The sequence below is a fragment of the Pseudonocardia sp. ICBG162 genome, assembly GCF_020496225.1.
Taxonomy (GTDB): Bacteria; Actinomycetota; Actinomycetes; order Mycobacteriales; family Pseudonocardiaceae; genus Pseudonocardia; species Pseudonocardia alni.
The window spans coordinates 2,088,793-2,112,463 of sequence record NZ_JAHLJD010000013.1 but is presented as its reverse complement, the minus strand read 5'-3'; the positions used below and the strand labels follow the sequence as shown (position 1 = coordinate 2,112,463).

The window sequence follows — 23,671 nt, the reverse complement described above, 5'->3', positions numbered from 1 at the left end:
GCCGCGACCCGGGGGAGGTCAGCGCCGGCGGCGCGGCCGGTCGGTGCGCGCGGCCCCGCCCGCGGCCGGGCGGCGGCGGGGCGCCGGCTTCGGCGGCTTGGCGACGACGATCGGCTCGCCGGACGGCTCCCGCGCACCGGTCACGCGGACCAGGTCAGGGTGCCCCGGGCGGACCGTCGAGACCTCGGCGGAGACCCCGGCCTGGCGGGTGAGCAGGTCCACCTCGGCGCGCTGCTCGGGCATCGCCAGCGTCACCACGACGCCGTCCTCACCGGCCCGGGCGGTACGCCCGGCGCGGTGCAGGTAGGCCTTGGGGTCGGCGGGCGGGTCGACGTGCACGACGAGCCCGACGTCGTCGATGTGGATGCCGCGGGCCGCGACGTCGGTCGCGACGAGCACCGGCACCGCGCCGGAGCGGAAGTCGTCGAGCGCGCGGTTGCGCTGGCTCTGCGAGCGGCCACCGTGCAGCGGCCCGGCGGCGACGCCCTCGCGGCGCAGCACCCGCACCATCCGGTCGGCGCCGTGCTTGGTGCGCACGAACAGGATCGTGCGGCCCTCCCGGGCGGCGATCTCGGCGACGACGCGGGACCGGTCGTCGCGGTCGACGACGAGCACGTGGTGCTCCATCGTCGCGACGCTGCCGGTCGGCGGGGCGACCGAGCGGGTCACCGGGTCGGTGAGGTGGCGCCGGACCAGGGTGTCGACGTCGCCGTCGAGGGTCGCGGAGAACAGCAGGCGCTGCCCGTCGGCGGGGGTGCGGTCGAGGATCGCGCGGACCTGGGGCAGGAAGCCCATGTCGGCCATGCGGTCGGCCTCGTCCAGCGCGGTGATCGTGACCTCGGACAGGTCGCAGGTGCGCTGCTGCAGGTGGTCGGACAGCCGGCCCGGGGTGGCGACCAGCAGATCGACCCCGCGCCGGAGCTCGGCGACCTGCTTGTTCATCGACATCCCGCCGACGATGTCGGTCACCCGCAGGTCGACCGCCTTCGCCAGCGGCTTCAGGACCTCGACGACCTGGGTGGCGAGCTCGCGGGTCGGGACCAGCACCAGGCCGCGCGGGGCGGTCGGGCGGGAGCGCTCCCCGGCCAGGCGGGCCAGCAGCGCGAGCCCGAAGGCGAGGGTCTTGCCGGACCCGGTCTGGCCGCGTCCGAGCAGGTCGCGCCCGGCGAGGGTGTCGGGCAGCGTGGCCGCCTGCACCGGGAACGGGGCGGTGAAGCCCTGCTCGGCCAGTGCCTTGGTCAGGCGCTCGGGCAGGCCCAGCTCGGCGAACGACGGCATGCCGTCCTCGGGCTCGACCCACTGCGGCTCCGGCTCCGCCTTAGGGGCGGCGACGGCGGCGGCGCGGGCCGGGGCCGGACGGGACGTCGCGGCGCCACCACCGCGGCGGCCGCGGCGCGCGGCCGGACGGTCACCGCCGCGCTGCGCGGACCGGGCGGGGCCGCGGTCGACCCGGCTCCCGTCCTGGAGGTGCTCGCGACGCTCGGCGCGGTTGCCGCCGCCGTCGCCGGAGCGCTCGCCCCGGGCGGGGCGGTCCCCACGGGGGGCGCCGGAGCGCTCGCCGCGGGCGGGGCCGCCGGTGCGGGCGCCCCGGGCCGGACGCGGGGCGTCACGGCGGTCGTCGTCCCGGGTGGGACGGTCGCGGCGGTCGTCGCCGCGGGTCTCGGTGCGACGGTCGTCGCGCCGGGCGGACCCGCGGTGGGCGCCGCCGTCGGCGGACGGCCCGGACGGGCGGGTGGCCCGCCGGCGGGCGGGACGGTCGGACGTGGTGCCGGCGTCGGACGACGGCGGGCGGAACTGCGGCCTGGTCAAGACAGGTCTCCTCGAGAACGTGGCACGTCCTGCGGAGACCTCGGGGGAGGTGTGCTCGGCCGACGGGCCCGGGCGCGGCGGCGCGTCGTCGCGGTGCGCGCTCCGTGATGGAAGGGCTCGGCCCGACGGCTCTGGCGGCCGGGCGCTCGTCGATCCACACTACGCGCCGTACCCGTGCTCCCCGGTGCCGGGCCGCCGGGACGCGACGCGTGACGCCGCGTCGCGCCCCGGGGGAGCGGCGGGCCGGGTCAGCCCAGCAGGGCGCGTTCCCGCAGCTCGGCGAGGAGTCGCCCGGGTGCGGCGGGGTCCAGCCCGCGGGCGACGAACCACTCGCCGATGCGTCGGACGTCACGGTCCAGGAACTCCGGTCCCTGCGGGTTCCCGACGACGTCGACGACCTGCGGCAGGTCGATCAGCACCGCCCGGCCGTGGTGGACGAGCACGTTGTAGGCCGACAGGTCGCCGTGCGCCCAGCCGAGGTCGGCGAGCACGCCGAGGGCGTCGACGAGGTCGTGCCACAGCGCGGTCAGCGCGCCCGCGTCCGGGCGCAGCGCGGCGAGCCGGGGTGCGGCGCGCCCGTCGGGGGTACCGAGGAACTCCAGCAGGACCTCGGTCCCGTCGACCGACACCGGGTAGGGCACCGGGGCGCCCGCGGAGTGCAGCCGGGCGAGTGCGGCGAACTCGGCCGCCGCCCACTGCCTGGCGATGAGGTCGCGGCCCAGCGCGGTGCGCTGCGCCATCGCCCGTGTCTCCCGGGAGCGCCGGACGCGGCGCCCCTCCAGGTAGCCGGCGTCGCGGTGGAACATGCGGTGCGCGGGGTCGCGGTAGCGCTTGGCGGCGAGCAGCACCCCGGCACGGCCGGGGAGACCGCGTTCGACGAGGTGTACGTCGGCCTCCTTGCCGGTCTTGAGCACCCCGCGCTCGTGGTCGACGGCGCCGGCGTCGGTCACCAGCCAGCCGGGGCGGGGGTGCGGGCCACGGGCACCGGCGGGCAGCCCGGGCCAGGTGGACCAGCGGTCACCACCGCCGGGGACCTCGGCGGTGTCGGGGTCGTGCCCGGCCCGGCCGTCCAGGGCGAGCGCGGCGGTGTCGGCGCGGCCGGGACGGGGGCGGGGCTCGTCGTCGTCGAAACGGCGGCGACGGCGGACGGGATCGGGACGGTCGGAGGAGTACACGTGCGGCTCCGGAGGCGGCAGGGAGTGCCGCGCGGAGCCGGTCCTCAGGGACCGGTCGTGCCGCGCGACGGGGACGGTGGGGGCGGGCAGGCGCTGCGCACCCGGATACGACGGACGGCCATCGGTACGCACCTCCCCGCTCGCACCGCGCGGCCCTGCCGCGCCACCGGTCCCTCCGGCCGGTGGCGACCCTGCCGGACGCCGTCCCGGCCCGCCACCGGTTTTCCGCGCCGCGCGGGCCCTGCGCTCAGCCGAAGGCGCTGAGTGCGCCGAGCCCGATCGCGGCGAACAGCGCCGCCCACACCACGACGGCCACGACCTGCCAGATCACGACCTGCCGCCGGTCCAGTCCCGCCGCGACCATCCCGAACGCGGTCAGCGAGATGGCCATCAGGGTCGGGGCGAGCAGCGACGCGACCGGGACGCCGTAGCGGTCCACCCGGGCGATCACCTTCTGCCGCCGCTCCGACGGCGGCCGCGACGCGCGGCGGCCGAGTCCCCGCCGGGCCCGGTCGCCCAGTCGCACCGCGACGACCAGGGCCAGCACGTTGCCCGCGATCGCCCCGGCGGCGGCGAGGAGCACCGGCATGCCGGTGATCGTCCCGACCAGCGTGCCCGTGTAGGACTCCAGGAACGGCACCACACCGATCACGAACACCGCCAGGAACTGCCACACCGGGTGCAGGGCGTCGACCCACAGGTTCAGCTGCTCGACCATGCCCGGATCATGCCGTATGTCCGACTCGGTGCGCGGGTTCAGGCCGGGATGACGAGATCCAGGTGGTCGCCGTCGCGCTCGACGAGGTGCCCCGCCCGCCGCGCGATCCGGGCCACCGCGCCGGCGTCGGCGGGCTCGGCCCGGGAGGTCGCCAGCAGCCGGGCCAGGCCGCCCTTGTGCGACTTGTTGTGGTGGCTGACGACCGACCGGCTCCCGTCCGGGCGCTGGGCCAGCACGTTCACCGTCACCGCGCCGGGGACCGTGCCGAGCGCGGCGTAGCCGCCGGAGCGGAGGTCGACGACGAGCTCGCCGTCGGCGATGCGGGCCAGCAGCGGGTCGAGCGTCGGGCGCCAGCGCGCGGCCAGCGTGCCCGAGCCGGGCAGCCTGGATCCCGCCGAGAGCCGGTAGGGCGGGATCGGGTCGTCGGCCCCGAGCAGCCCGAACAGGGCCGAGCACACCGCGAGCCGGGACCGGGCCCGGTCCCGGGTGGCGCGGGTGAAGGAGCCGGCGTCGAGGGCGTCGTAGAGGACCCCGGTGTAGCGGTCCAGCGCGGGCAGCGTCGGGTTCGTGCGCAGCGCGGCGTTGCGGTCGATCTCGGCGTCCTGGCGCTGCGACACCCCGAGCGCGGCGCGCGCGGCCGGACGGTCGCCGGCCAGCGCGACGAGCTCGTCGCACAGGTCCGTGCGGACGGGGCCGAGGTCGGCGTCGTGGGAGAGCGCGGCGAGGTCGAGCGGCGGGCCGTCGCCGCCGTCACGCTTGGTCTCCGAGGGCGGCAGCAGGACGAGCACGGCGCATCAGAGTAGTGATCGCCGCGCGCGCCCGTTGTGCCCGCCGGGGGACCGCACTAGGTTCGGGCCCGTGACCTGCCTGGTGGCGCGCATCCACGTCGACTGCATGCGGATCACGAGCGCGGCCTGTCGCCCCTGCCGCTGACCCGCGCTCGTCCGAGGGCCCACGTACGCGTCCGCCCCGCCACAGCCCATTAGCCGCCGCGATCGACCGACCCGGGCCCGGCCCGCCTCGGCACGCTCACACCCGGCGGTCGACCCGAAGAGGAGTCCCACCGTGACCGACCCCGACACCACCGCCAACTGGTCGTTCGAGACCAAGCAGGTGCACGCCGGCGCCGCACCCGACCCGACCACGAACGCCCGGGCCACGCCGATCTACCAGACGACGTCCTACGTCTTCCGCGACACCGACCACGCCGCGAACCTGTTCGGCCTCGCCGAGTTCGGCAACATCTACACGCGGATCATGAACCCCACCCAGGACGTGCTGGAGCAGCGCGTCGCCGCACTGGAGGGCGGGGCCGCGGCCCTGGCCGTCGCGTCCGGGCAGGCCGCGCAGGCGCTCGCGGTCCAGAACATCGCCGAGGCCGGGGACCACATCGTCTCCAGCGCCTCGCTCTACGGCGGCACCTACAACCAGTTCCACTACACCTTCCCGAAGATGGGCATCGAGGTCACCTTCGTGGAGGACCCCGACGACCTGGAGGAGTGGAAGGCCGCGATCCGGCCGAACACCAAGGCCCTCTACGGCGAGACGCTGGGCAACCCGCGCGGCAACATCCTCGACATCGCCGCCGTCGCCGGTGTCGCGCACGACGCCGGGGTCCCGCTGATCGTCGACAACACCGTCCCGACCCCGTACCTGGTGCGGCCGATCGAGCACGGCGCCGACATCGTCGTCGAGTCCCTGACCAAGTTCCTCGGCGGTCACGGCACCTCGGTCGGCGGCATCATCGTCGACTCCGGGAAGTTCGACTGGGTCGCGAACAAGGACAGGTTCCCCGGCCTGACCAGCCCGGACCCGAGCTACCACGGCGCGGTGTTCACCGACGCCGTCGGCCCGATCGCCTACATCATCAAGGCCCGCGTGCAGCTGCTGCGCGACCTCGGCCCGGCGATCTCCCCGCAGAACGCGTTCCTGATCATCCAGGGCATCGAGACGCTGTCGCTGCGGATGGACCGGCACAACCAGAACGCCCAGGCGCTGGCCGAGTGGCTGGAGGCCCGCGACGAGGTGGAGAAGGTCCACTACGCCGGTCTCCCGTCCAGCCCGTGGCACGCCCTCCAGCAGAAGTACCTGCCCAAGGGCGGCGGCGCGATCGTGGCGTTCGAGCTGCAGGGCGGCATCGAGGCGGGCAAGAAGTTCGTCAACGCCCTCGAGCTGCACAGTCACCTCGCCAACATCGGCGACGTCCGCAGCCTGGTCATCCACCCGGCGTCGACCACGCACAGCCAGCTGTCGGCGGAGGAGCAGCTCGCCTCCGGCGTGACCCCTGGCCTGGTCCGGCTGTCGGTGGGCCTCGAGGGCATCGAGGACCTCAAGGCCGACCTGGACGCCGGGTTCCGCGCCGCGAAGGGCGCCTGAGAGCGGATCTGATTACCTGGTGTCCGTGAACGACATCGAGCTCCCTCCCGCCAGCGGCGCCTGGCGGGAGGGGGACGACCCCGGCCGCCGCCACTTCCTCGACCTGCCCGCGCCGCTGAAGCTGGCGGCCGGCGGGGAGCTGCCGGGCGTGCGCCTGGCCTACGAGACCTGGGGCGAGCTCGCACCGGACGGCTCCAACGCCGTCCTCGTCCTGCACGCCCTCACCGGCGACGCGCACCTGGAGGGCCCGGCCGGCCCCGGGCACCCGACGTCCGGCTGGTGGCCCGGGCTGATCGAGCCGGGCGGCCCGCTGGACCCGGCCCGCTGGTTCGTCGTCGCGCCGAACGCGGTCGGCGGCTGCCAGGGCAGCACCGGTCCGGCGTCCCGCGCGCCGGACGGGCGGACCTGGGGCAGCCGGTTCCCGACGGTCACCGTGCGGGACACGGTCGTCGCCGAGCAGTACCTGGCCGACGCACTCGGCATCGACGCGTTCGCCTGCGTGATCGGCGGCTCCATGGGGTCCATGCGGTCCCTGGAGTGGGCGGCCACCGAGCCCGACCGGGTACGGCGGCTGTTCCTGCTCGCCGGGCCCGCGGCGTCGTCGGCGGACCAGATCGGCTGGGCGAGCCCGCAGATCCAGGCCATCACCTCCGACCCGCACTGGCACGGCGGCGACTACCACGACACGCCCGAGGGTCCCTGGCGCGGGCTGGGTGTCGCGCGGCGGATCGCGCACCTGTCGTACCGGTCGGGCTTCGAGCTGGCGACCCGGTTCGGCCGTGACCCGCAGTCCGGTGAGGACCCCCTCGACGGCGGCCGCTACGCCGTGGAGTCCTACCTGGACCACCACGCGCACAAGCTGGTGCACCGCTTCGACGCCGCGTCCTACGTGCGGCTGACCCAGGCGATGAACCACCACGACGTGGGCCGCGACCGGGGCGGGGTGGCGTCGGCGCTGTCGCGGGTCCGGGCCAGGACCTACGTCGCCGGGGTCACCTCCGACCGGCTCTACCCGCTCGCCGAGCAGCAGGAGCTGGCCGACGGCATCCCCGGCGCCGACCCGCTCAAGGTGATCGACTCGCCGTACGGGCACGACGGGTTCCTGGTGGAGACGCCGACGGTGGCCCGGCTGCTGGCCGAGCTGCTCGACGAGGCGGTCTGACGCCCGCTCAGGCGGGGGTGTGCGAGAGCGCCAGCGCACCCCCGTCGATCGGGTACACCCCGCCGGTCATGTAGCTCGACGCGTCCGAGGCCAGGAGCAGCGCGAGGCCCTTCAGCTCGTCGGTGTGCCCGATCCGGCCGAGCGGCACGGTCTCCCGCCACACCGCCTCGCCCGGGTCGAACCCCTCGCCGATGTTCGTCCGGAACGGGCCGGGCGCGATCACGTTGACCGTCACGCCGGAGCCGGCAAGGTCCAGTGCGGCCTGCCGGCCGAGGCTGACCACCGCGGCCTTCGTGCTCGTGTAGGAGTAGGCGACCATCGGGTCGGTGCGCAGGCCCGCGGTGGACGCGGTGAGCACGATCCGGCCGCGGCCGCGCGGGCGCAGGATCGCGGCGGCGGCGCGCACGGTGTGCAGCACGCCGTCGAGGTTGACCGCGCGCACGGTGTCCCAGGAGTCCATCGGGAACTCCTCGATCCGCCAGCCCGGCTCGGTCCAGCTCGCGCCGATCGAGATCCCGGCGTTGGCGAACACCCCGTCGAGGCGGCCCGCGTCGGCGTCGGCGTCGGACAGCGCGCCGGCGACGGCCGCGCCGTCGGTGACGTCCACGACGTGCCCGGAGACCTTCCCGCCGCGGTCCCGCAGGCGGGCGGTCTCGGCCCCGACCCGGTCGGGGCTGCGGTCCAGCAGGGCGACGTGCGCGCCGGAGTCGGCGAGCACCTCCGCGATCGCGAGGCCGATGCCGGACGCACCGCCGGTGACGGCGTAGCTGCGGCCGGCGACGTCGAACAGCGACACGGCGGGGACGGGCTGGGACACGGTGGTTCCTCTCGTGGTGGGGATGGTGGGATCAGCCGGTGACGTCGACGAGGGTCTTGACCACGTCGTCGGCGTCCCGGCCGGACAGGGCGGACACGGTGTCGGCCAGGCCGATGCGGCGGACCGGCAGCGCGCCGACGGCGTCGGCCCAGCGGCCCACCAGCGCGGCGGCGGTGGCGAACTCGGCGCCGGTGCAGCAGCTCGACCCGAGCACCGCGACCTCCTTCGCCGCCAACAGCCCGGTGTGCACCGGACCCGCGGCGGAGGTCAGCCCGACCGCGACGACGGTGCCGCCGGCCCGGACCAGATGCAGCGCGGTGTCCAGCACGGCGGGGACGCCGGTGGCGTCGACCACCAGGTCGGGCCCCTGCCCGCCGGACCAGGCCTCGACCTCGGCGGCGAGCCCGTCGCGCGTCGTCGTGGTGGTCCCGGCGGCGCCCCACAGCGCGCCCGCCCGGACCCGCGCGGGGGCGGGGTCGACGAGCAGGGTCGGGACGCCGGCGTCGGCGAGGACCAGGCAGACGCCCTGACCGACGGCCCCGCCGCCGAACACGACCGCCCGGTCGCCGGGGCGGACCCGGCCGCGGGCGACGGCGTGCACCGCGACCGACACCGGCTCGGCGAGCGCGGCGGTCGCCGGGGCCACGTCGCCGACCGGGACGACGTTCGCCGCGGGCACGGCCAGCGCCCCGGCCAGGCCGCCGTCCAGGTGCACCCCGATGACGCGCAGCGACGGGCAGGCGTTGACCGCCCCCGCGGTGCACAGTCGGCAGGTCCCGCAGGACAGCAGCGGCCACACCGCGACGCGGGTCCCGGCGGCGAACCGGCCGGACGGGTCGTCGAGCACCTCGGCGGCGATCTCGTGGCCCTGGATGCGGGGCAGTCCGCGCTCGGCGCCGGACAGCGCGCCGGCGTCGCCGTCGAACAGGTGCAGGTCCGACCCGCAGACCCCCACGACGAGCGGCCGCAGCAGCACCTCGCCCGGGCCGGGGACCGGGTCGGGGACCTCGGTCACGACGAGGCGTCGCGCGTCGGTGGTGACGGCGGCGATCATGGTTCTCCTCTGGGCCGACGGCGGTGTCGGGCCGTAACGTAGGTCGACCGATCGCCGAGCGACATGGCGCGCAGCGCAGCGCACCCGGCAATCCGCGCAGGGCGAGCGGCCGTGGTACGAGGAGGTACGACGGACGATGAGGATCGACACCAGCGCGCTCGCGCCGCACCGGCAGGCCCGGCACTGGCAGTCGGTGATCAGCGACGTCTACGTCCCGCTGGAGTTCCGGCCGCACACCACCGGCTCGTTCGCCGCCGAGCTGGAGGTCCACCGGGTCGACGACCTGGAGGTCAGCACGCTGCGGGCGGACCCGCACGCCGTCGTCCGGGCGCCGGACCGCGACGCCGCCACGATCTTCGTGATGCTGCCCCGGTCCGGGGTGCTGCACGTCGAGCAGGACGGGCGCACCGCGCTGCTGCGCCCGGGCGACCTGGCCTCCTACGACGCGTCGCGGGCCTGCCTCATCGAGTCCCACGAACCGTTCGACCTCACGGTGCTCAAGGTGCCCGCGGAGCGGTTCCGGACCGCGGGCTTCGCCGCGCCCCCGAGCTGGTCGACCGCGGTCCGCATCGGCGCCGAGAGCCCGGTCGGGTCGCTCACCGCGCCCTTCGTGCTGCGACTGGCCGAGCTGGGCCGGATGCACGACCACGTCGGGGTGCGGGCGTCGACGATCGCGCTGCTCGCCGCCGCGCTCGGCTCGGCCGGGGAGGACCCGGGAGACGCCCGGGCGGTGCTGCGGGCCCGCGCCACCGCGGTGCTGCGCGACCGGCTCGGCGACCCGTCGCTCGACCCGGCGCGGATCGCGGCCGCGCTGCACGTGTCGCTGCGGACGCTGCAGGTCGCGTTCGCCGAGGTCGGGGCGTCGCCGGCGCGCGAGCTGCTGGCCGCCCGCCTGGACCGGGCCGCGGACCTGCTCGCCGACCCGGCGGGCCGGACCGTCACCGAGGTCGCGCACGCCGTCGGGTTCGGCGACCCGTCGCAGTTCTCCCGCTCGTTCAAGGCACGGCACGGCGCGTCGCCGCGGGACTGGCGCGACGCGCTGCGCGAATCGGCAACCGCTCCTGCGCGCACGCACATGTGAGCCGGGCCACCGGCCGCCTACGTTCTGCCGGTCCCGCTCGGCGGGACTCCGATGCAGAGACGCAGGGAGTCACCATGACGCAGCTGTTCGACCCGCCCACCACACCCGATGCCGACCCGGCAGGCCCCTACCCGGCGTCGCGGCTGGCGATCACCCGCGAGTTCGAGGTCCCCGACATCCACGTGCCGCCGTCGGAGGAGGCCTCGCCGTGGGTCCCGTGGGGCGACAACGCGGCGATCCGCCACCTCGCCTTCGACGTCCGCAACAACAAGTTCTCCAACATCCTGTGGGTCAAGGGCGGCGGCCGGCTCGGCGTGCACCGGCACTCCGGCGCGGTGCGCGGCTTCTGCCTGGAGGGCTCGTGGCGCTACGAGGAGTACGACTGGGTCGCCACCCCCGGCGCCTACGTGCACGAGAACCCGGGCGTGCAGCACACCCTGGTCTGCGACGACCCGAACGGCATGAAGACCCTGTTCTGGATGGAGGGCACCCTCGAGTTCTACGACGACCACGGCGCCCTCGACGAGATGATGGACGTCTTCTGGTTCATCGAGCACTACGTGACGTACTGCCGTGCCCACGGCATCGCTGTCAACGACGCGCTGTTCGTGTGAGGCCGGACCCGATGACGACGACCTCTCCCGCCACGCCGCTGCCCGTCCGCTCCGAGGCCGACGTCGTGGCGGCCATCGAGGCCTCCCGCGGCACCACCGGCCGGATGCGCTGGGTCTGGGTGCTCGCCCTGGGCGGCATCTTCTTCGAGGCCTACTCCAGCGCCGCGCTCGGCTCCGCCCTGGACGCGCTGAACCGCCAGCTCGCGCTCACCCCGCTGGAGCTGTCGGTCGTCACCAGCACGTCGATGCTCGTCGCGCTGCTGCTCTGCCCGGTCGCCGGACGCCTGTCCGACCGCTGGGGCCGGCTGCCGATGATCCTGCTGGCCAAGGTGCTCGCCGTCGTCTCGACGGTGCTGGCGATCGCCTGGCCGTCGTTCGAGCTGCTGGTCGTGTCCCGGGTCCTGGCCGGTGCCTCCTGGGCGCTGGACTTCGCCGTCGTCATGGCCTACATCGCGGAGTGGCTGCCGCGCCGCCACCAGGGACGGCTCAACCGCTGGCAGGGCATGTGGTACGTCGCGACGACGTCGAACCTGCTGCTCACCGTGGCCGTGTACTCCCTCGGCGTCGGCGACGACATCTGGCGCTGGTCGCTCGCCAGCGCCGGCGTGATCGCGGCCCTGCTGGGTGTCGCGCAGTGGTTCCTGCTGCCCGAGTCGCCGCGCTGGCTCGCCGCCCGCGGCCGGGTCCGCGAGGCCGCCCGCGCGCTGCGCACCGTCTACGTCGTCGACGTCGAGCAGCCCGACGCGGACGTGCCGCCCGCCCGCGACGTCGTGCAGGTCACCGGCATGCAGGGGATGGCCGAGATGTTCGGCGGGCGCTACCGGCGCCGCACCCTGCTCGCGTCGATCACCTTCATGATGCAGGGCCTGGAGTACTACGCGATCGGCTGGTACCTGCCGATCATCGCCCTGCAGCTGTTCGGTGAGGGCTTCGTCGCGGCCACGCTCGGCGCGGTCCTGTTCAACGTCTTCGGCATCATCGGGGGGTTCGGGTCGACCCGGGTCGCCGCCGCCCTGCGGATCCGGCGGTCGATGCAGATCGGCTTCGCCGGCGTGACCGTGCTGATCGTGCTGCTGGGCCTGTTCTTCCACACGCTGCCGACCTGGGCGGCCATCGCGATCCCGGCGGCGTTCCTGCTGCTGCACTCGGCGGGCCCGGCGCCGGGCGGCGCGAGCCTGGCCGCGCTGGCCTACCCCAGCCACCTGCGGGCGCTGGGGTCCGGTGTCACCAACACCGCGGGCAGCACCGGTGCCGCGATCGGGCTGTTCGTGTTCCCGCTGCTGCTGGCCACGGTCGGGCCGCAGGGCGCGATCCTGGCGACGGCGATCGCCCCGGCCATCGGGTTCGTCGCCTCGACGGTGCTGCGCTGGGACCCGGAGCGGGAGCCCGCCGGGACCGTCGCGGGGGAGGGCCCGCCGGTCACGGCCGGGGAGCCCCCGCTCGTGCACTGAGCCACCGCGGGACGGGGCGGGCGGGGCCGACGGCCCCGCCCGCCCCGTTGCGGTCAGCCCAGGTTCTCGCCGTAAACGCGCTGCACCCGCATCGTCATCAGCACCCGCCGGTCCCGGACCATGACCTCGCGGTACTCGTCCCAGTCCGGGTGCTCCCCGGCGGCGGCGCGGTACCAGTCGACCAGCGCCTGCACGGCGGGGCCGTCGGGGGAGTCGTCGGGGCCGAGCAGCTCCACCGGGCCCTCGGCCGTCGCCCAGGAGCGGCCGTCGGTGCTCTCCACCGACAGCGCCGCCCGCGGGTCCCGCCGCAGGTTCGCGGTCTTCGCCCGCCCCTCGGTCATCGACACCTGCACCGTCCCGGCCGCGCGGTCGTAGTACGGCGTCACCGGCGACAGCTGGGGCATGCCACTGCGCTTGATCGTCGCGAGGACGCCCTGGCGTGCCCCCGCGAGCAGCTCGTGCTGTTCGTCTCCCATGCCCCGAGTCTGCCCGCTCCGGAACCGGGATGAGCGGCTCCGGGGTCCCTCGCTACCCTTCTGCAGGTGTTGACCCGGATGTCGTCGCTGTTCCTGCGCACCCTGCGTGAGGACCCGGCCGACGCGGAGGTACCCAGCCACAAGCTGCTGGTCCGCGCCGGTTACGTCCGTCGCGTGGCCCCGGGCGTGTACTCCTGGCTCCCGCTCGGTCTCAAGGTGCTCCGCCGCATCGAGAACGTGGTGCGCGAGGAGATGGACGCCATGGGCGGCCAGGAGATCCAGTTCCCGGCGCTGCTGCCGCGCGAGCCCTACGAGGCGACGAACCGGTGGACCGAGTACGGCCCGAACCTGTTCCGCCTGAAGGACCGCAAGGGCGGTGACTACCTGCTCGGCCCGACCCACGAGGAGCTGTTCACCCTCGCGGTCAAGGGCGAGTACTCGTCGTACAAGGACTACCCGGTCATCCTGTACCAGATCCAGAACAAGTACCGCGACGAGGAGCGGCCCCGCGCGGGCATCCTGCGCGGCCGCGAGTTCCTCATGAAGGACTCCTACTCCTTCGACCTCACCGACGAGGGCCTGTCGGAGTCCTACCGCAAGCACCGCGACGCCTACGTGAAGATCTTCGACCGGCTCGGGCTGCGCTACGTGATCGTGTCCGCGACCTCGGGTGCGATGGGCGGGTCGGCGTCGGAGGAGTTCCTCGCCGAGTCCGAGACCGGTGAGGACACCTTCGTCCGCGGTCCCGGCGGCTACGCGGCCAACGTCGAGGCCGTCACGACGCCCGCGCCCCCGGCGATCCCGCTCGACGGGCTGCCCGCGGCACAGGTGCACCACACCCCGGACACCCCGACCATCGAGTCGCTGGTCGACTTCCTCAACGCGCACCGCGAGAGCAGCGTCAGCGGAACGAGCCTCGGCGCCGAGCGGACCTTCACCGCGGCCGACACGCTGAAGAACGTGCTGGTCAAGACGCGGCAGCCGGGCGCGGCCGAGTGGGAGCTGCTGGGGATCGGCGTCCCCGGCGACCGCGAGGTCGACATGAAGCGCCTCGAGGCCGCGCTGGAGCCGGCCCAGGTCGAGCTCCTCGACGAGGCCGACTTCGCGCGCAACGCGTTCCTCGTGAAGGGCTACATCGGCCCGGGCGCGCTCGCCGCGAACGGCGTCCGCTACCTCGTCGACCCGCGGATCGTCACCGGCACCGCCTGGGTCACCGGTGCGGACAAGTCCGACCACCACGTCGTCGACCTCGTCGCGGGCCGCGACTTCACCCCGGACGGCACGATCGAGGCCGCCGAGGTGCGCGCCGGGGACCCGTCCCCGGACGGCACCGGCGTGCTGGAGGCCGCCCGCGGTATCGAGATCGGGCACATCTTCCAGCTCGGCCGCAAGTACGCCGACGCCTTCTCCCTCGACGCGCTGGGCCCGGACTCCAAGCCGGTCCGGATCACGATGGGCTCCTACGGCATCGGCGTGTCCCGGCTGGTCGCCGCGGTCGCCGAGCAGTCCCACGACGGCTCCGGCCTCGTGTGGCCGCGCTCGGTCTCGCCGTTCGACGTGCACGTCGTCGTCGCGGGCAAGTCCGCGGAGCTGCTGGAGGGCGGCGAGGCCGTCGCCGCCGAGCTGGAGGCCCACGGCCTGTCGGTCGTCCTCGACGACCGCAAGGCCAGCCCCGGCGTGAAGTTCGCCGACGCCGAGCTGATCGGGGTCCCGACGATCGTCGTCGTCGGGCGGGGGCTCGCCGACGGGAAGCTGGAGCTCAAGGACCGCGCCACCGGCGAGCGGAGCGAGATCGACCGCGCCGGTGCCGCCGAGCTCGTCGCGGGGATCGTCCGCGGGGCCTGAGCGGCACCGCCACCCCGCGCCGCCGCCACCCCGCGTCCGCACGAACGGGCCCTTCGTACGAACCCTTCGTACGAAGGGCCCGTTCGTGCGAACCAGGCGGGGGTCAGCCGGGGCGGACCGCCGAGGCGGCGAGGTCGGTGAGGGCCGAGCGGGGGACCGCGTCGCCCGGGCCGCCGCCCGCGTCCGCGGCGACGACCAGCATCGCGACGCCGACCGACCCGTCCCGGGCCTGGGTGCGGGGGACCGCCAGCACCCCGACCGCGCCGTCGGTGGCGCGGCACCCGCCGGCCCCCGATGCGGTGCCGTCGGTGCGGACCGTGGCCTCGACCCACGTCCCCGGCTCACCGCTGCCCGGGCGCGGTCCGGGCGGCCCGACCGCCACCTGCGGAGCGGAGCCGGCGTAGGCCGACTCCCCGGCGCCGCGGGCGAAGGCCTGCGCGGCCTGCTCGACCGTCGTCCCGGCCGGGACGGCGACGAGTGCGGCCGCGGCGACCCCGCGCGGCGCGGCGCCGACGGGGCAGTCGCCCGCGGCGAACGGCGGCGCCTCGCCGAGCCGGGCGAACGGCACCCCGAACACGTCCAGGGCGGGCGCGCCGGCGGTCGGGGCCGTCCATCCGGGCGGGGGCGTGACGGCGAACGCGGCGGGCTCCGCGGCCGGGGCGGGTGCGGGGGCGGCCGGTCCGGCCGATCCGGCCGGGGTGGCGGTGGTGGAGCCCGGGCGGATGCCGCCGAGCCCGGCCACCGCGCCGGCCACGACCAGCACGGCGACGGCGGCGGCCAGCGCGGGACGCAGCCGTCGCCCGGAACCGGGGGAGGGGGCGCCCGGGCGCGACGGTGTCGCGGGAGCCGGGCGGTCGGTCGTCGTCGTCCGGCCGGAGGTCACCGGCGCAGCGTACGGCGGTGTCGCGCGACCCCGGTGCGGTGTTCCGTCGGGCGGGCGGCCGTGGTCGCCCGGCGGTCCGGGGCGTGCGGCGGGGCTCAGCCCGGCAGCAGCGTCAGCCGCACCGACCGCGTCGGGTTGTCGATGTTGGTGTCGACCAGGCAGATCGACTGCCAGGTCCCCAGCGCCGGGCGGCCGTCGATCACCGGCACCGTCGTCGACGGCGGCACGAACGCGGGCAGTACGTGGTCGCGCCCGTGCCCGGAGCTGCCGTGCCGGTGCCGCCACCGGTCGTCGGCGGGGAGCAGCTCGCGCAGATGCTCGAGCAGGTCGGAGTCGCTGCCCGCGCCGGTCTCGATGACGGCGATGCCTGCCGTCGCGTGCGGCACGAAGACGTTGAGCAGGCCGTCACCGGCACCGCAGTCGGACAGGAAGCGTTCGATCCGGTGCGTCAGGTCCACGACGGTCTCCTCGGAACCGGTCCGGATCTCGATCAGCTCGCTGTGCACGCCGGAGACACTAGGACGCTCACTACGCTCGGGCAGCGTGGACGACACCGTCACCTTCGCCGGGTGGGAACTGCCACACCGGCCCGGCTACCTGAACACCGCGAGCATCGGCATCCCGCCGCGACGGGCGTCGGCGGTGGTCGCCGACGTCGTGGCGCGCTGGGCGGTCGGCGCGGCCTCGCCGAAGGACTTCGACGACGACGTCGAGGCGGCCCGCGCCGGGTTCGCCGCGATCACCGGGGTGCCGGTCGCCGACGTCGCGCAGGGCGCCACGACCTCCGGCCTGATCGGTCCGCTCGCCGCGTCGGTGCCCGACGGCACCCGCGTGCTCGTCGCCCGCGGCGAGTTCTCCTCGGTGACCCGGCCGTTCGCGGTGCAGGCCCACCGCGGGGTCCGGGTGACCGAGGTGCCGCTCCCGGAGCTGGCGGCCCACGCCGGTGACCACGACCTCGTCGCGGTGTCGGTGGTGCAGTCCGCCGACGGCGCGATCGCCGACGTCGACGCGCTGCTCGCCGCCCGCGCCCGCAGCGGCGTGCGGCTGCTGTTCGACGTCACCCAGGCCGCCGGGTGGCTCCCGCTGCGCCTGCACGACGCCGACGCCGTCGTCGGGGCCGGGTACAAGTGGCTGCTCGCGCCGCGCGGCACCGCCTGGCTGGCCCGTCGTCCGTCCTGGGTCGACGGGCCGCCCGCCGGGTCGCGCTGGCCGGAGCCCGTCCCGCACTCCGCGGGCTGGTACGGCACCCGGGACCGGTGGGGCGGCGGGCTCTACACCCCGGACCCGCCCGCGCTGCCCGGACCGGCCGGCGGCGAGGAGGCCCCGGTCTGGTTCGCCCACGCCGGAGCCGCGGTGACGCTGCCCTGGCTGGCCTCGCTCGACGCCGACGGCCTGCGCGCGCACTGTGTCGGTCTCGCCGACACCCTGCGCGAGCGGCTCGGGATGCCGCCGGCCGGGTCGGCCATCGTGTCGGTGCGCGCCGAAGGGGCGGCCGACCGGCTGGCCGCGGCCGGGATCACCGCAGCCGTGCGCGACGGGGCCGCCCGGCTGGCGTTCCACCTGTCGACCACCCCCGACGACGTCGAGGCGGCCGCCGCGGCGCTCCGCTGAGCGCCGCGACCCCTCAGCTGCGACCGGGGAACACCGGCACGACGGGGGACCGCTCGGTGACCCCGCGCCAGTACGCGAGCCGGCCGGTGCACTCGACCATCGCTTTCAGCCCGGCCTCGCGCAGCGGGACCGACGACGACCGCTCGGTCACCGACCGCCAGGCGGCGATCGCGTCGGTCTCGGCCGACACCAGCAGCGCCCCGGCCGACACCCCGTCGACGACGGGCTGCGGGGCCGCGTACGCCGGCTGCGCCGAGACCGGCCGCTGCCCGATGTCGGACAGGGTCTGGGTGATCTGGCCGCGCAGGGTGGTGTGGGCCTCGATGTCGCCGCGGGCCCGGGTCGCCCACTCCGGGGGGATGAACGCGAGCGCCATCTTGTACGCCCACAGCGCCGCGTGCTCGCAGGCGAGTGCCCGCTGCAGTGCCTCGACGGTGACCTGGGGGACCTGCGGCTCGTCGTCGGAGGACTGCCGCGGCCGCGGACCCGCGCTCACGCCGGCGCCCCGGTCAGGACGGCCGCGTAGGTGGCGCAACAGGCGGCGACCTCGGCGACCAGGCCCACCTGCAGCGCCGAGGCGCGGGGGACGACCTCGCCCGCGCTGCGGGCCGACCCGGCGACGGCGTCGCGCACCGCGGCGAGGTCACCCGACGGCGGTGTCGCGGGGGCGGCGATCTGGCCCGGGGTGCGCCCGCCCGCCTGGTCCAGCGCGGCGGCGTGTTCCATCCGGGCTGCGCGCAGCGGCTCCAGCCGGCCCGCGAGCGACGGGTCGCCGGTCACCGCGGCGACGATCAGCGCGGCGTCGGACCGGGCGGCGTCGGCGAGCGCGAGCAGGGCGTCGAAGGCGTCCTCGGTGCGCGTCGTCGCGCTCGAGCAGCCCGCCAGCGGCACCGTCGCGACCACCGCGGCCGCGGTGGCCAGCACCTGACGCCGCGTCGGGCGGACACCGCCGCGGCGGGTCACCGGCGACGGGGCCACCGACGGCGGCGGCCCGGCCGGGGACACCCGGGGCGACACGGATGGCTCGCGGTCGTTCACGTCGGGTCATGCTGCCAGCACGTGCCGGGCCGCCCGGCACCGACCGTGCCCGCCCGGGCCGCGGACGACCGCCCACCGACGGGCCACCGACCGGCGGCCCGCCGGGCCGACGCGCTAGGCTCGTCGGCCGTCCCCAACCGTCACCGGCACCGTCCGGTCCCGGCCGGACGCGTCGCGGTGTGCGGCGCCGACGTCGCATGCCGTCCGCACGCGTCCGACGTGCCCGCCCACCGGCGGTCACGGCACCACGATCGACGCCCACCCGAAGCCCCGCCGACCGGTCGCCACCGCGGCGGGCACCCTGACACGAGGAGAGTCACCCGATGCGCAGTCCGGACCCCGCACAGCTGGCAGACCAGCTGCGCGGCGTGCTCGAGCCGGTGGTCCACGGGGCCGGGCTGGAGATCGACGCCGTGGAGGTCCGCACCGCCGGGCGACGGCACTCGGTCAAGCTCGTCGTCGACCTGCCCGAGTCCTCGCCCGCGACCGGCATCGACCTCGACGTCATCGCCCGGCTCAGCCGCTCCGCGGCCGCAGAGCTGGACCCGCACGAGCACCTCATCGAGGGCTCGTACACGCTCGAGGTGACCTCGCCCGGGATCGACCGGCCGCTCACCGAGCCCCGGCACTGGCGGCGGGCCTACCTGCGCCTGGCGCGGATCACCCTGACCGACGGCACCGTCGTCGAGGCCCGGGTCGGCCGGCTCGACGGCGACACGGTCGCCGTCGCGGTCCCCGGCCGGAAGGCGCCGGAACGGCGGGAGATCCCGCTCGCCGGGATCCGGCACGCCCAGGTGCAGGTCGAGTTCAAGCCCGCACCGCCCGCCGAGACCGCACTGCTCGACCCGGACGCGCTGTCCGGCAGCACCGACGGGGCCGACGGGGCCCCCACGAACCACGACGGCGGCGCCGTCGAGACCGTCCGCGACGAGGAGAACCGGTGAACGTCGACATCCCCGCGCTGCGCGCGATCGAGCGGGACAAGGAGATCCCGTTCGAGACGGTCCTCTCGGCCATCGAGACGGCGCTGCTCACCGCCTACCGGCACACCGACGGCCACCACCCGGACGCCCGCGTCGACATCGACCGCAAGACCGGTGTGGTGCGGGTCATGGTCCGCGACGCGGCCGACGCCTCCGAGGACGGCACCCCCGGCCCGGAGTTCGACGACACCCCGGAGGGCTTCGGCCGCATCGCGGCGACCACCGCCCGCCAGGTCATCCTGCAGCGGCTGCGCGACGCCGAGCACGAACGCACCTACGGCGAGTTCTCCACCAAGGAGGGCGAGGTCGTCGCGGGCATCGTGCAGCGCGACGCGCGCGCCAACGCCCGCGGCGTCGTCGTGGTCGAGCTCTCCGGCGGCACCGAGGCCGTGCTGCCCGCCGCCGAGCAGGTGCCGGGTGAGGTCTACCGGCACGGCGACCGGATCCGCTGCTTCGTCATCGGCGTGAACCGCGGCCCGCGGGGCACCTCGATCACGCTCTCGCGGACCCACCCGAACCTGGTGCGGAAGCTGTTCGCCCTCGAGGTGCCCGAGCTCGTCGACGGCTCCGTCGAGATCGTCTCGGTGGCCCGTGAGGCCGGGTTCCGGTCCAAGATCGCGGTGCGCTCGACCCGCTCCGGGCTCAACGCCAAGGGCGCCTGCATCGGCCCGATGGGCGCCCGGGTGCGCGGTGTGATGGGCGAGCTGGCCGGCGAGAAGATCGACATCATCGACTGGTCCGAGGACCCGGCCGAGTTCGTCGGCAACGCGCTCTCGCCGTCGAAGGTGGTCTCGGTGACCGTGCTCGACGAGCGCGCCCGGATCGCCCGCGTCGTCGTGCCGGACTTCCAGCTGTCGCTGGCGATCGGCAAGGAGGGGCAGAACGCCCGTCTCGCCGCCCGGCTCACCGGCTGGAAGATCGACATCCGCAGCGACGCCGACCCGCGCGACCCGGTCACCCCCGACGGTGGGCCGGCCGACCCCGCCGGGGAGCCGTCCTGACCGACGGAGATCAACAGCAGGGGTCGGGCGAGGGAATGCCCGACGATCGCCCTGCGCTACACTCGTCATCGGCCCGCGGTCGCGGACCGTCGCCCACGCACACCCGGTCGGTTCCGATCCGGACCTGTGTGGGGTGCCGGACCCGGGAACGGGCCGACGTACTGTTGCGGGTGGTCGTGGAGAACGGACGTTGCATTCCGGATCCGCGCCGCCGTCTCCCCGGACGGGGTGCCTGGTTGCACCTCTCGACGGGGTGCCTGGACAGGGCCGAGCGACGCTCGGCGTTCGCCCGGGCGTTACGCGTCCGTTCGGCACCGGACGTCGCCGCCGTCAGGCGGTGGCTGCAGGAGCCGCGCGACCCGCTGGGGCCCGGGAACCTCTCGGACCCGTCATCGGAAGAAAGCAAGGTCGACCAGTCATGAGCCAGCAGTGAAGATCGCACCATGAACGTGCTTCGACACTAGGTTCGAGGTCGAGCGGGATGCTGCCGCCCGGCCTCCGGTCAGGATGAGGAGAGCAGTGGCAGGCAAGGCCCGCGTGCACGAGCTCGCGAAAGAGCTCGGAATCAGCAGTAAGCAGGTCCTCAGCAAGCTGCAGGACCTGGGGGAGTACGTGAAGTCCCCCTCCTCCACCGTGGAGGCCCCGGTCGCGCGCAAGCTGCGCGACGCGATGGCCTCCGGTGGGGGCGCCGCCGGCGGTCAGCGCCGCGGTTCCGGCGCGCCCGGTGGCGGTCGTCCGCGCGCCGGTGGCTCCGGCGCCCCGTCGCCGTCGCGCCCGACCCCGGGTCCGGCCCCCAAGCCCGGCCCGCGTCCGGGTCCGCCGGCCCCCGCGGCACCCACCCCGGGTGCCCCGTCGCCGGCGCAGCCGGCGGCGCGCACCGACGTCCCGAAGCCGGGACCGGCCGCGCCCAAGCCCGGCCCGCAGGCCCCGGCGGCTCCGGCCGTCGAGACCCCCGCCGCGGCCGCCGAGGCCCCGGCCGCGCCGCGGCCCGGGTCCGCCGCGCCGAAGCCCGGTCCGGCGGCCCCGAAGCCGGGTCCGGCCGCGCCGAAGCCCGCCCCCGCGCCCCGTCCGGGCCAGGGACAGGGTGGTCAGGGCGGTGGCGCCCCGCGTCCCGCCGGTCAGCCCGGTGAGCGTGGCGCCCGTCCGGGCCCGCGCCAGCCGCGCGTCGGCAACAACCCGTTCGGCGTCGGCCAGGGTTCGCCCAAGCCGGGCCCGCGTCCCGGCCCGCCGCAGCCCCAGCAGGGCGGTGGCGGCCAGCAGGGCGGCGGCCGTCCCGAGGCTCCGGCCGCGCGTTCCGGTGAGGCCCCGCCGCGTCCGCCCCGTCCGGGCGGCGCTCCGGGTGCGGGCGGTCCCCGTCCGAACCCGGGCAACATGCCTCCGCGGCCGAACCCGGGCATGATGCCCGCGCGTCCGGCTGCGGGTCGTCCCGGCGCCGGTGCCGGTGGCCGTGGTGGCCCCGGCGGCGGTCGTGGTGGCCCCGGCGGTGGCCGTGGTGGCCCCGGTGGCGGTCGTCCCGGTGGCGGTGGCGGCGGTTTCCGTCCCGGTGGCGGCGGTCCCGGTGGTCCGCCCCCGGCCGGCGGCGGTTTCCGCGGTCGTCCCGGTGGTGGCGGTGCGCGTGGTCGCGGCGGTGCCGCGGGTGCGTTCGGCCGTCCCGGCGGTCCGGCCCGCAAGGGTCGCAAGTCGAAGCGGCAGAAGCGCCAGGAGTACGACGCCATGGCCGCGCCCTCGGTGGGCGGCGTCCGCCTGCCCAAGGGCAACGGCGAGACGATCCGGCTGCCGCGTGGCGCGTCGCTGACCGACTTCGCCGAGAAGATCAACGCCAACCCGGCCTCGCTGGTGCAGGTGTTGTTCCACCTCGGTGAGATGGTCACGGCCACCGCGTCGGTCTCGGACGAGATCCTGGAGCTGCTCGGCCAGGAGATGAACTACCGCGTGCAGGTCGTCTCCCCCGAGGAGGAGGACCGTGCGCTGCTGGAGTCGTTCGACATCGAGTTCGGTGACCCGGGCGACGAGGACGCGCTCGAGGCCCGTCCGCCGGTCGTGACCGTCATGGGTCACGTCGACCACGGTAAGACGCGGCTGCTGGACACGGTCCGCAAGGCGAACGTCCGCGAGGGCGAGGCCGGCGGCATCACCCAGCACATCGGCGCCTACCAGGTCGCGGCCGAGCTCGAGGGCGAGGAGCGGCTCATCACGTTCATCGACACCCCGGGTCACGAGGCGTTCACCGCCATGCGTGCCCGTGGTGCGAAGTCCACCGACATCGCGGTCATCGTGGTGGCGGCGGACGACGGCGTGATGCCGCAGACCGTCGAGTCGATCAACCACGCGCAGGCGGCCGGTCTGCCGATCGTCGTCGCGGTCAACAAGATCGACGTCGAGGGTGCGAACCCGCAGAAGATCCGCCAGCAGCTCACCGAGTACAACCTGGTGGCCGAGGAGTACGGCGGCGACACCATGTTCGTCGACATCTCCGCGAAGCAGGGCACCAACATCGAGGGTCTGCTGGAGGCGGTCCTGCTGACCGCCGACGCGGCGCTCGACCTGCGGGCCAACCCCGAGATGGAGGCGCAGGGCGTCACCATCGAGGGTCACCTGGACCGCGGTCGCGGCCCGGTGGCCACGGTGCTGGTCCAGCGCGGAACGCTCCGGGTCGGCGACTCGGTCGTGGCCGGCGACGCCTCCGGGCGCGTCCGGCGCATGGTCGACGAGCACGGCCAGGACGTCACCGAGGCGCTCCCGTCGCGTCCGGTGCAGGTCATCGGTCTGACGTCGGTGCCGGGTGCGGGCGACACGTTCCTCGTCGTGGACGAGGACCGGGTGGCCCGCCAGATCGCCGACCGGCGCCGCGCCCGTGAGCGCAACGCCGAGCTGGCGAGCCGTCGCAAGCGCGTCAGCCTGGAGGACCTGGACGCCGCGCTGAAGGAGACCAACACCCTCAACCTGATCATCAAGGGTGACAACTCGGGCACCGTCGAGGCGCTCGAGGAAGCCCTGATGAAGCTGGACGTGGGTGAGGAGGTCGAGCTGCGGGTCATCCACCGCGGCGTCGGCGGTATCACCGAGGGCGACATCAACCTCGCCATCGCGGACAACGTCATCGTCATGGGCTTCAACGTCCGTGCCGAGGGCAAGGCCACGGAGCTGGCCAACCGCGAGGGCGTCGAGATCCGCTACTACTCGGTGATCTACCAGGCGATCGACGAGATCGAGGCGGCCCTCAAGGGCATGCTCAAGCCGGAGTACGAGGAGGTCGAGCTGGGCCGCGCGGAGGTCCGCGAGGTCTTCAAGTCCTCGAAGTTCGGCACGATCGCCGGTTGCCTGGTGATGGGTGGGGAGATCCGCCGGAACGCCCGGGCGCGCCTGCTGCGCGACTCGAAGGTGATCCACGAGAACCTCCCGATCTCGTCGCTGCGCCGGTTCAAGGACGACGTGGTCGAGGTCCGCGAGGGCTTCGAGTGCGGTCTGACGCTCGGTACCTACGGCGACATCAAGGTCGACGACGTCATCGAGACGTTCGAGATGCGGGAGAAGCCGCGCGACTAGCGGCTGACGAACGCGCTCCGACGGGGCGGCC

22 protein-coding genes are annotated in these 23,671 nt (G+C 75.4%); 11 read left to right on the top strand and 11 right to left on the bottom strand.

All coding sequences use genetic code 11. The features are described 5' to 3' along the window. Positions 1–18: 18 nt before the first annotated feature. From KPL60_RS12920 to yaaA, 4 genes are all read right to left on the bottom strand, one after another. Positions 19–1,809, bottom strand: a complete 1,791-nt coding sequence (locus KPL60_RS12920; RefSeq protein ID WP_374228647.1) for a DEAD/DEAH box helicase — start codon at positions 1,807–1,809, stop codon at positions 19–21. 248 nt (positions 1,810–2,057) lie between these two features. Then, positions 2,058–2,984: an RIO1 family regulatory kinase/ATPase gene (locus KPL60_RS12915; protein WP_226365953.1), complete on the bottom strand. Its 927-nt coding sequence runs from the start codon at positions 2,982–2,984 to the stop codon at positions 2,058–2,060. A gap of 247 nt (positions 2,985–3,231) precedes the next feature. After that, positions 3,232–3,702, bottom strand: coding sequence for a hypothetical protein (locus KPL60_RS12910; protein WP_226355792.1), 471 nt, complete (start codon positions 3,700–3,702; stop codon positions 3,232–3,234). Between the two features lie 38 nt (positions 3,703–3,740). Beyond that, complete coding sequence (gene yaaA / locus KPL60_RS12905; RefSeq protein WP_226355793.1) at positions 3,741–4,490, bottom strand: peroxide stress protein YaaA; 750 nt, start codon at positions 4,488–4,490, stop codon at positions 3,741–3,743. Positions 4,491–4,767: 277 nt separating this feature from the next. Here yaaA and KPL60_RS12900 point away from each other — a divergent pair, with 277 nt between their 5' ends. Both KPL60_RS12900 and KPL60_RS12895 read left to right on the top strand, forming a co-directional pair. Continuing rightward, positions 4,768–6,078, top strand: a complete 1,311-nt coding sequence (locus tag KPL60_RS12900; protein ID WP_226355794.1) for a bifunctional o-acetylhomoserine/o-acetylserine sulfhydrylase — start codon at positions 4,768–4,770, stop codon at positions 6,076–6,078. Between the two features lie 25 nt (positions 6,079–6,103). Continuing rightward, positions 6,104–7,240: a homoserine O-acetyltransferase gene (locus KPL60_RS12895; protein WP_226356682.1), complete on the top strand. Its 1,137-nt coding sequence runs from the start codon at positions 6,104–6,106 to the stop codon at positions 7,238–7,240. A 7-nt stretch (positions 7,241–7,247) separates the two neighbouring features. On the opposite strand, the gene KPL60_RS12890 is transcribed toward KPL60_RS12895, so the two are convergent. Beyond that, complete coding sequence (locus KPL60_RS12890) at positions 7,248–8,057, bottom strand: SDR family NAD(P)-dependent oxidoreductase (protein WP_224403183.1); 810 nt, start codon at positions 8,055–8,057, stop codon at positions 7,248–7,250. A gap of 31 nt (positions 8,058–8,088) precedes the next feature. Then, positions 8,089–9,111: a zinc-binding dehydrogenase gene (locus KPL60_RS12885; RefSeq protein ID WP_226365952.1), complete on the bottom strand. Its 1,023-nt coding sequence runs from the start codon at positions 9,109–9,111 to the stop codon at positions 8,089–8,091. A gap of 136 nt (positions 9,112–9,247) precedes the next feature. Between KPL60_RS12885 and KPL60_RS12880 the strand changes: the two genes are divergently transcribed. The 3 genes from KPL60_RS12880 to KPL60_RS12870 all read left to right on the top strand — a co-directional run bounded on the left by KPL60_RS12880 (position 9,248) and on the right by KPL60_RS12870 (position 12,257). Then, positions 9,248–10,192 carry a helix-turn-helix domain-containing protein gene (locus KPL60_RS12880; RefSeq protein WP_062401101.1) on the top strand — a complete coding sequence of 315 codons (945 nt, stop codon included), beginning with the start codon at positions 9,248–9,250 and terminating at the stop codon, positions 10,190–10,192. A 74-nt stretch (positions 10,193–10,266) separates the two neighbouring features. Beyond that, positions 10,267–10,806, top strand: coding sequence for a 2,4'-dihydroxyacetophenone dioxygenase family protein (locus tag KPL60_RS12875; protein WP_226365951.1), 540 nt, complete (start codon positions 10,267–10,269; stop codon positions 10,804–10,806). An 11-nt stretch (positions 10,807–10,817) separates the two neighbouring features. Beyond that, positions 10,818–12,257, top strand: coding sequence for an MFS transporter (locus tag KPL60_RS12870; protein WP_226365950.1), 1,440 nt, complete (start codon positions 10,818–10,820; stop codon positions 12,255–12,257). Between the two features lie 53 nt (positions 12,258–12,310). Here KPL60_RS12870 and KPL60_RS12865 read toward each other — a convergent pair whose 3' ends face one another. Continuing rightward, positions 12,311–12,733 carry a PPOX class F420-dependent oxidoreductase gene (locus KPL60_RS12865; protein WP_224403181.1) on the bottom strand — a complete coding sequence of 141 codons (423 nt, stop codon included), beginning with the start codon at positions 12,731–12,733 and terminating at the stop codon, positions 12,311–12,313. Positions 12,734–12,799: 66 nt separating this feature from the next. Here KPL60_RS12865 and KPL60_RS12860 point away from each other — a divergent pair, with 66 nt between their 5' ends. Beyond that, the gene (locus tag KPL60_RS12860; protein WP_226365949.1) at positions 12,800–14,578 is read left to right on the top strand and encodes a proline--tRNA ligase; all 1,779 of its coding nucleotides are present in this window, start codon (positions 12,800–12,802) and stop codon (positions 14,576–14,578) included. A gap of 103 nt (positions 14,579–14,681) precedes the next feature. Here KPL60_RS12860 and KPL60_RS12855 read toward each other — a convergent pair whose 3' ends face one another. Together KPL60_RS12855 and KPL60_RS12850 are read right to left on the bottom strand one after the other, a co-directional pair. Continuing rightward, entirely contained in the window at positions 14,682–15,461 is a 780-nt protein-coding gene (locus tag KPL60_RS12855; RefSeq protein WP_226365948.1) for a hypothetical protein, read from the bottom strand. A 95-nt stretch (positions 15,462–15,556) separates the two neighbouring features. After that, positions 15,557–15,967: a secondary thiamine-phosphate synthase enzyme YjbQ gene (locus KPL60_RS12850; RefSeq protein ID WP_208826695.1), complete on the bottom strand. Its 411-nt coding sequence runs from the start codon at positions 15,965–15,967 to the stop codon at positions 15,557–15,559. 37 nt (positions 15,968–16,004) lie between these two features. On the opposite strand from KPL60_RS12850, the gene KPL60_RS12845 reads away from it, so the two are divergent. Continuing rightward, the gene (locus tag KPL60_RS12845) at positions 16,005–17,072 is read left to right on the top strand and encodes an aminotransferase class V-fold PLP-dependent enzyme (RefSeq protein WP_226365947.1); all 1,068 of its coding nucleotides are present in this window, start codon (positions 16,005–16,007) and stop codon (positions 17,070–17,072) included. 13 nt (positions 17,073–17,085) lie between these two features. Here KPL60_RS12845 and KPL60_RS12840 read toward each other — a convergent pair whose 3' ends face one another. Together KPL60_RS12840 and KPL60_RS12835 are read right to left on the bottom strand one after the other, a co-directional pair. Then, on the bottom strand, positions 17,086–17,568 hold the full coding sequence (locus tag KPL60_RS12840) for a ferritin-like domain-containing protein (protein WP_062401114.1): 483 nt from the start codon (positions 17,566–17,568) through the stop codon (positions 17,086–17,088). Continuing rightward, positions 17,565–18,110 carry a hypothetical protein gene (locus KPL60_RS12835; protein WP_226365946.1) on the bottom strand — a complete coding sequence of 182 codons (546 nt, stop codon included), beginning with the start codon at positions 18,108–18,110 and terminating at the stop codon, positions 17,565–17,567. Before KPL60_RS12835 ends, KPL60_RS12840 begins: the two co-directional genes overlap by 4 nt. A 323-nt stretch (positions 18,111–18,433) precedes the next feature. Here KPL60_RS12835 and rimP point away from each other — a divergent pair, with 323 nt between their 5' ends. The 4 genes from rimP (at position 18,434) to infB (ending at position 23,640) form a co-directional block, all read left to right on the top strand. Next, positions 18,434–19,054 (top strand): ribosome maturation factor RimP, encoded by a 621-nt coding sequence (rimP, locus tag KPL60_RS12830; protein WP_062401120.1) that lies wholly within the window; start codon positions 18,434–18,436, stop codon positions 19,052–19,054. Then, entirely contained in the window at positions 19,051–20,094 is a 1,044-nt protein-coding gene (gene nusA / locus KPL60_RS12825) for a transcription termination factor NusA (protein ID WP_226365945.1), read from the top strand. Before rimP ends, nusA begins: the two co-directional genes overlap by 4 nt. Positions 20,095–20,129: 35 nt before the next feature. Further along, entirely contained in the window at positions 20,130–20,516 is a 387-nt protein-coding gene (locus tag KPL60_RS12820; RefSeq protein WP_226365944.1) for a YlxR family protein, read from the top strand. Positions 20,517–20,613: 97 nt separating this feature from the next. Beyond that, on the top strand, positions 20,614–23,640 hold the full coding sequence (infB, locus tag KPL60_RS12815; protein ID WP_226365943.1) for a translation initiation factor IF-2: 3,027 nt from the start codon (positions 20,614–20,616) through the stop codon (positions 23,638–23,640). The last annotated feature ends 31 nt before the right edge of the window (positions 23,641–23,671 follow it).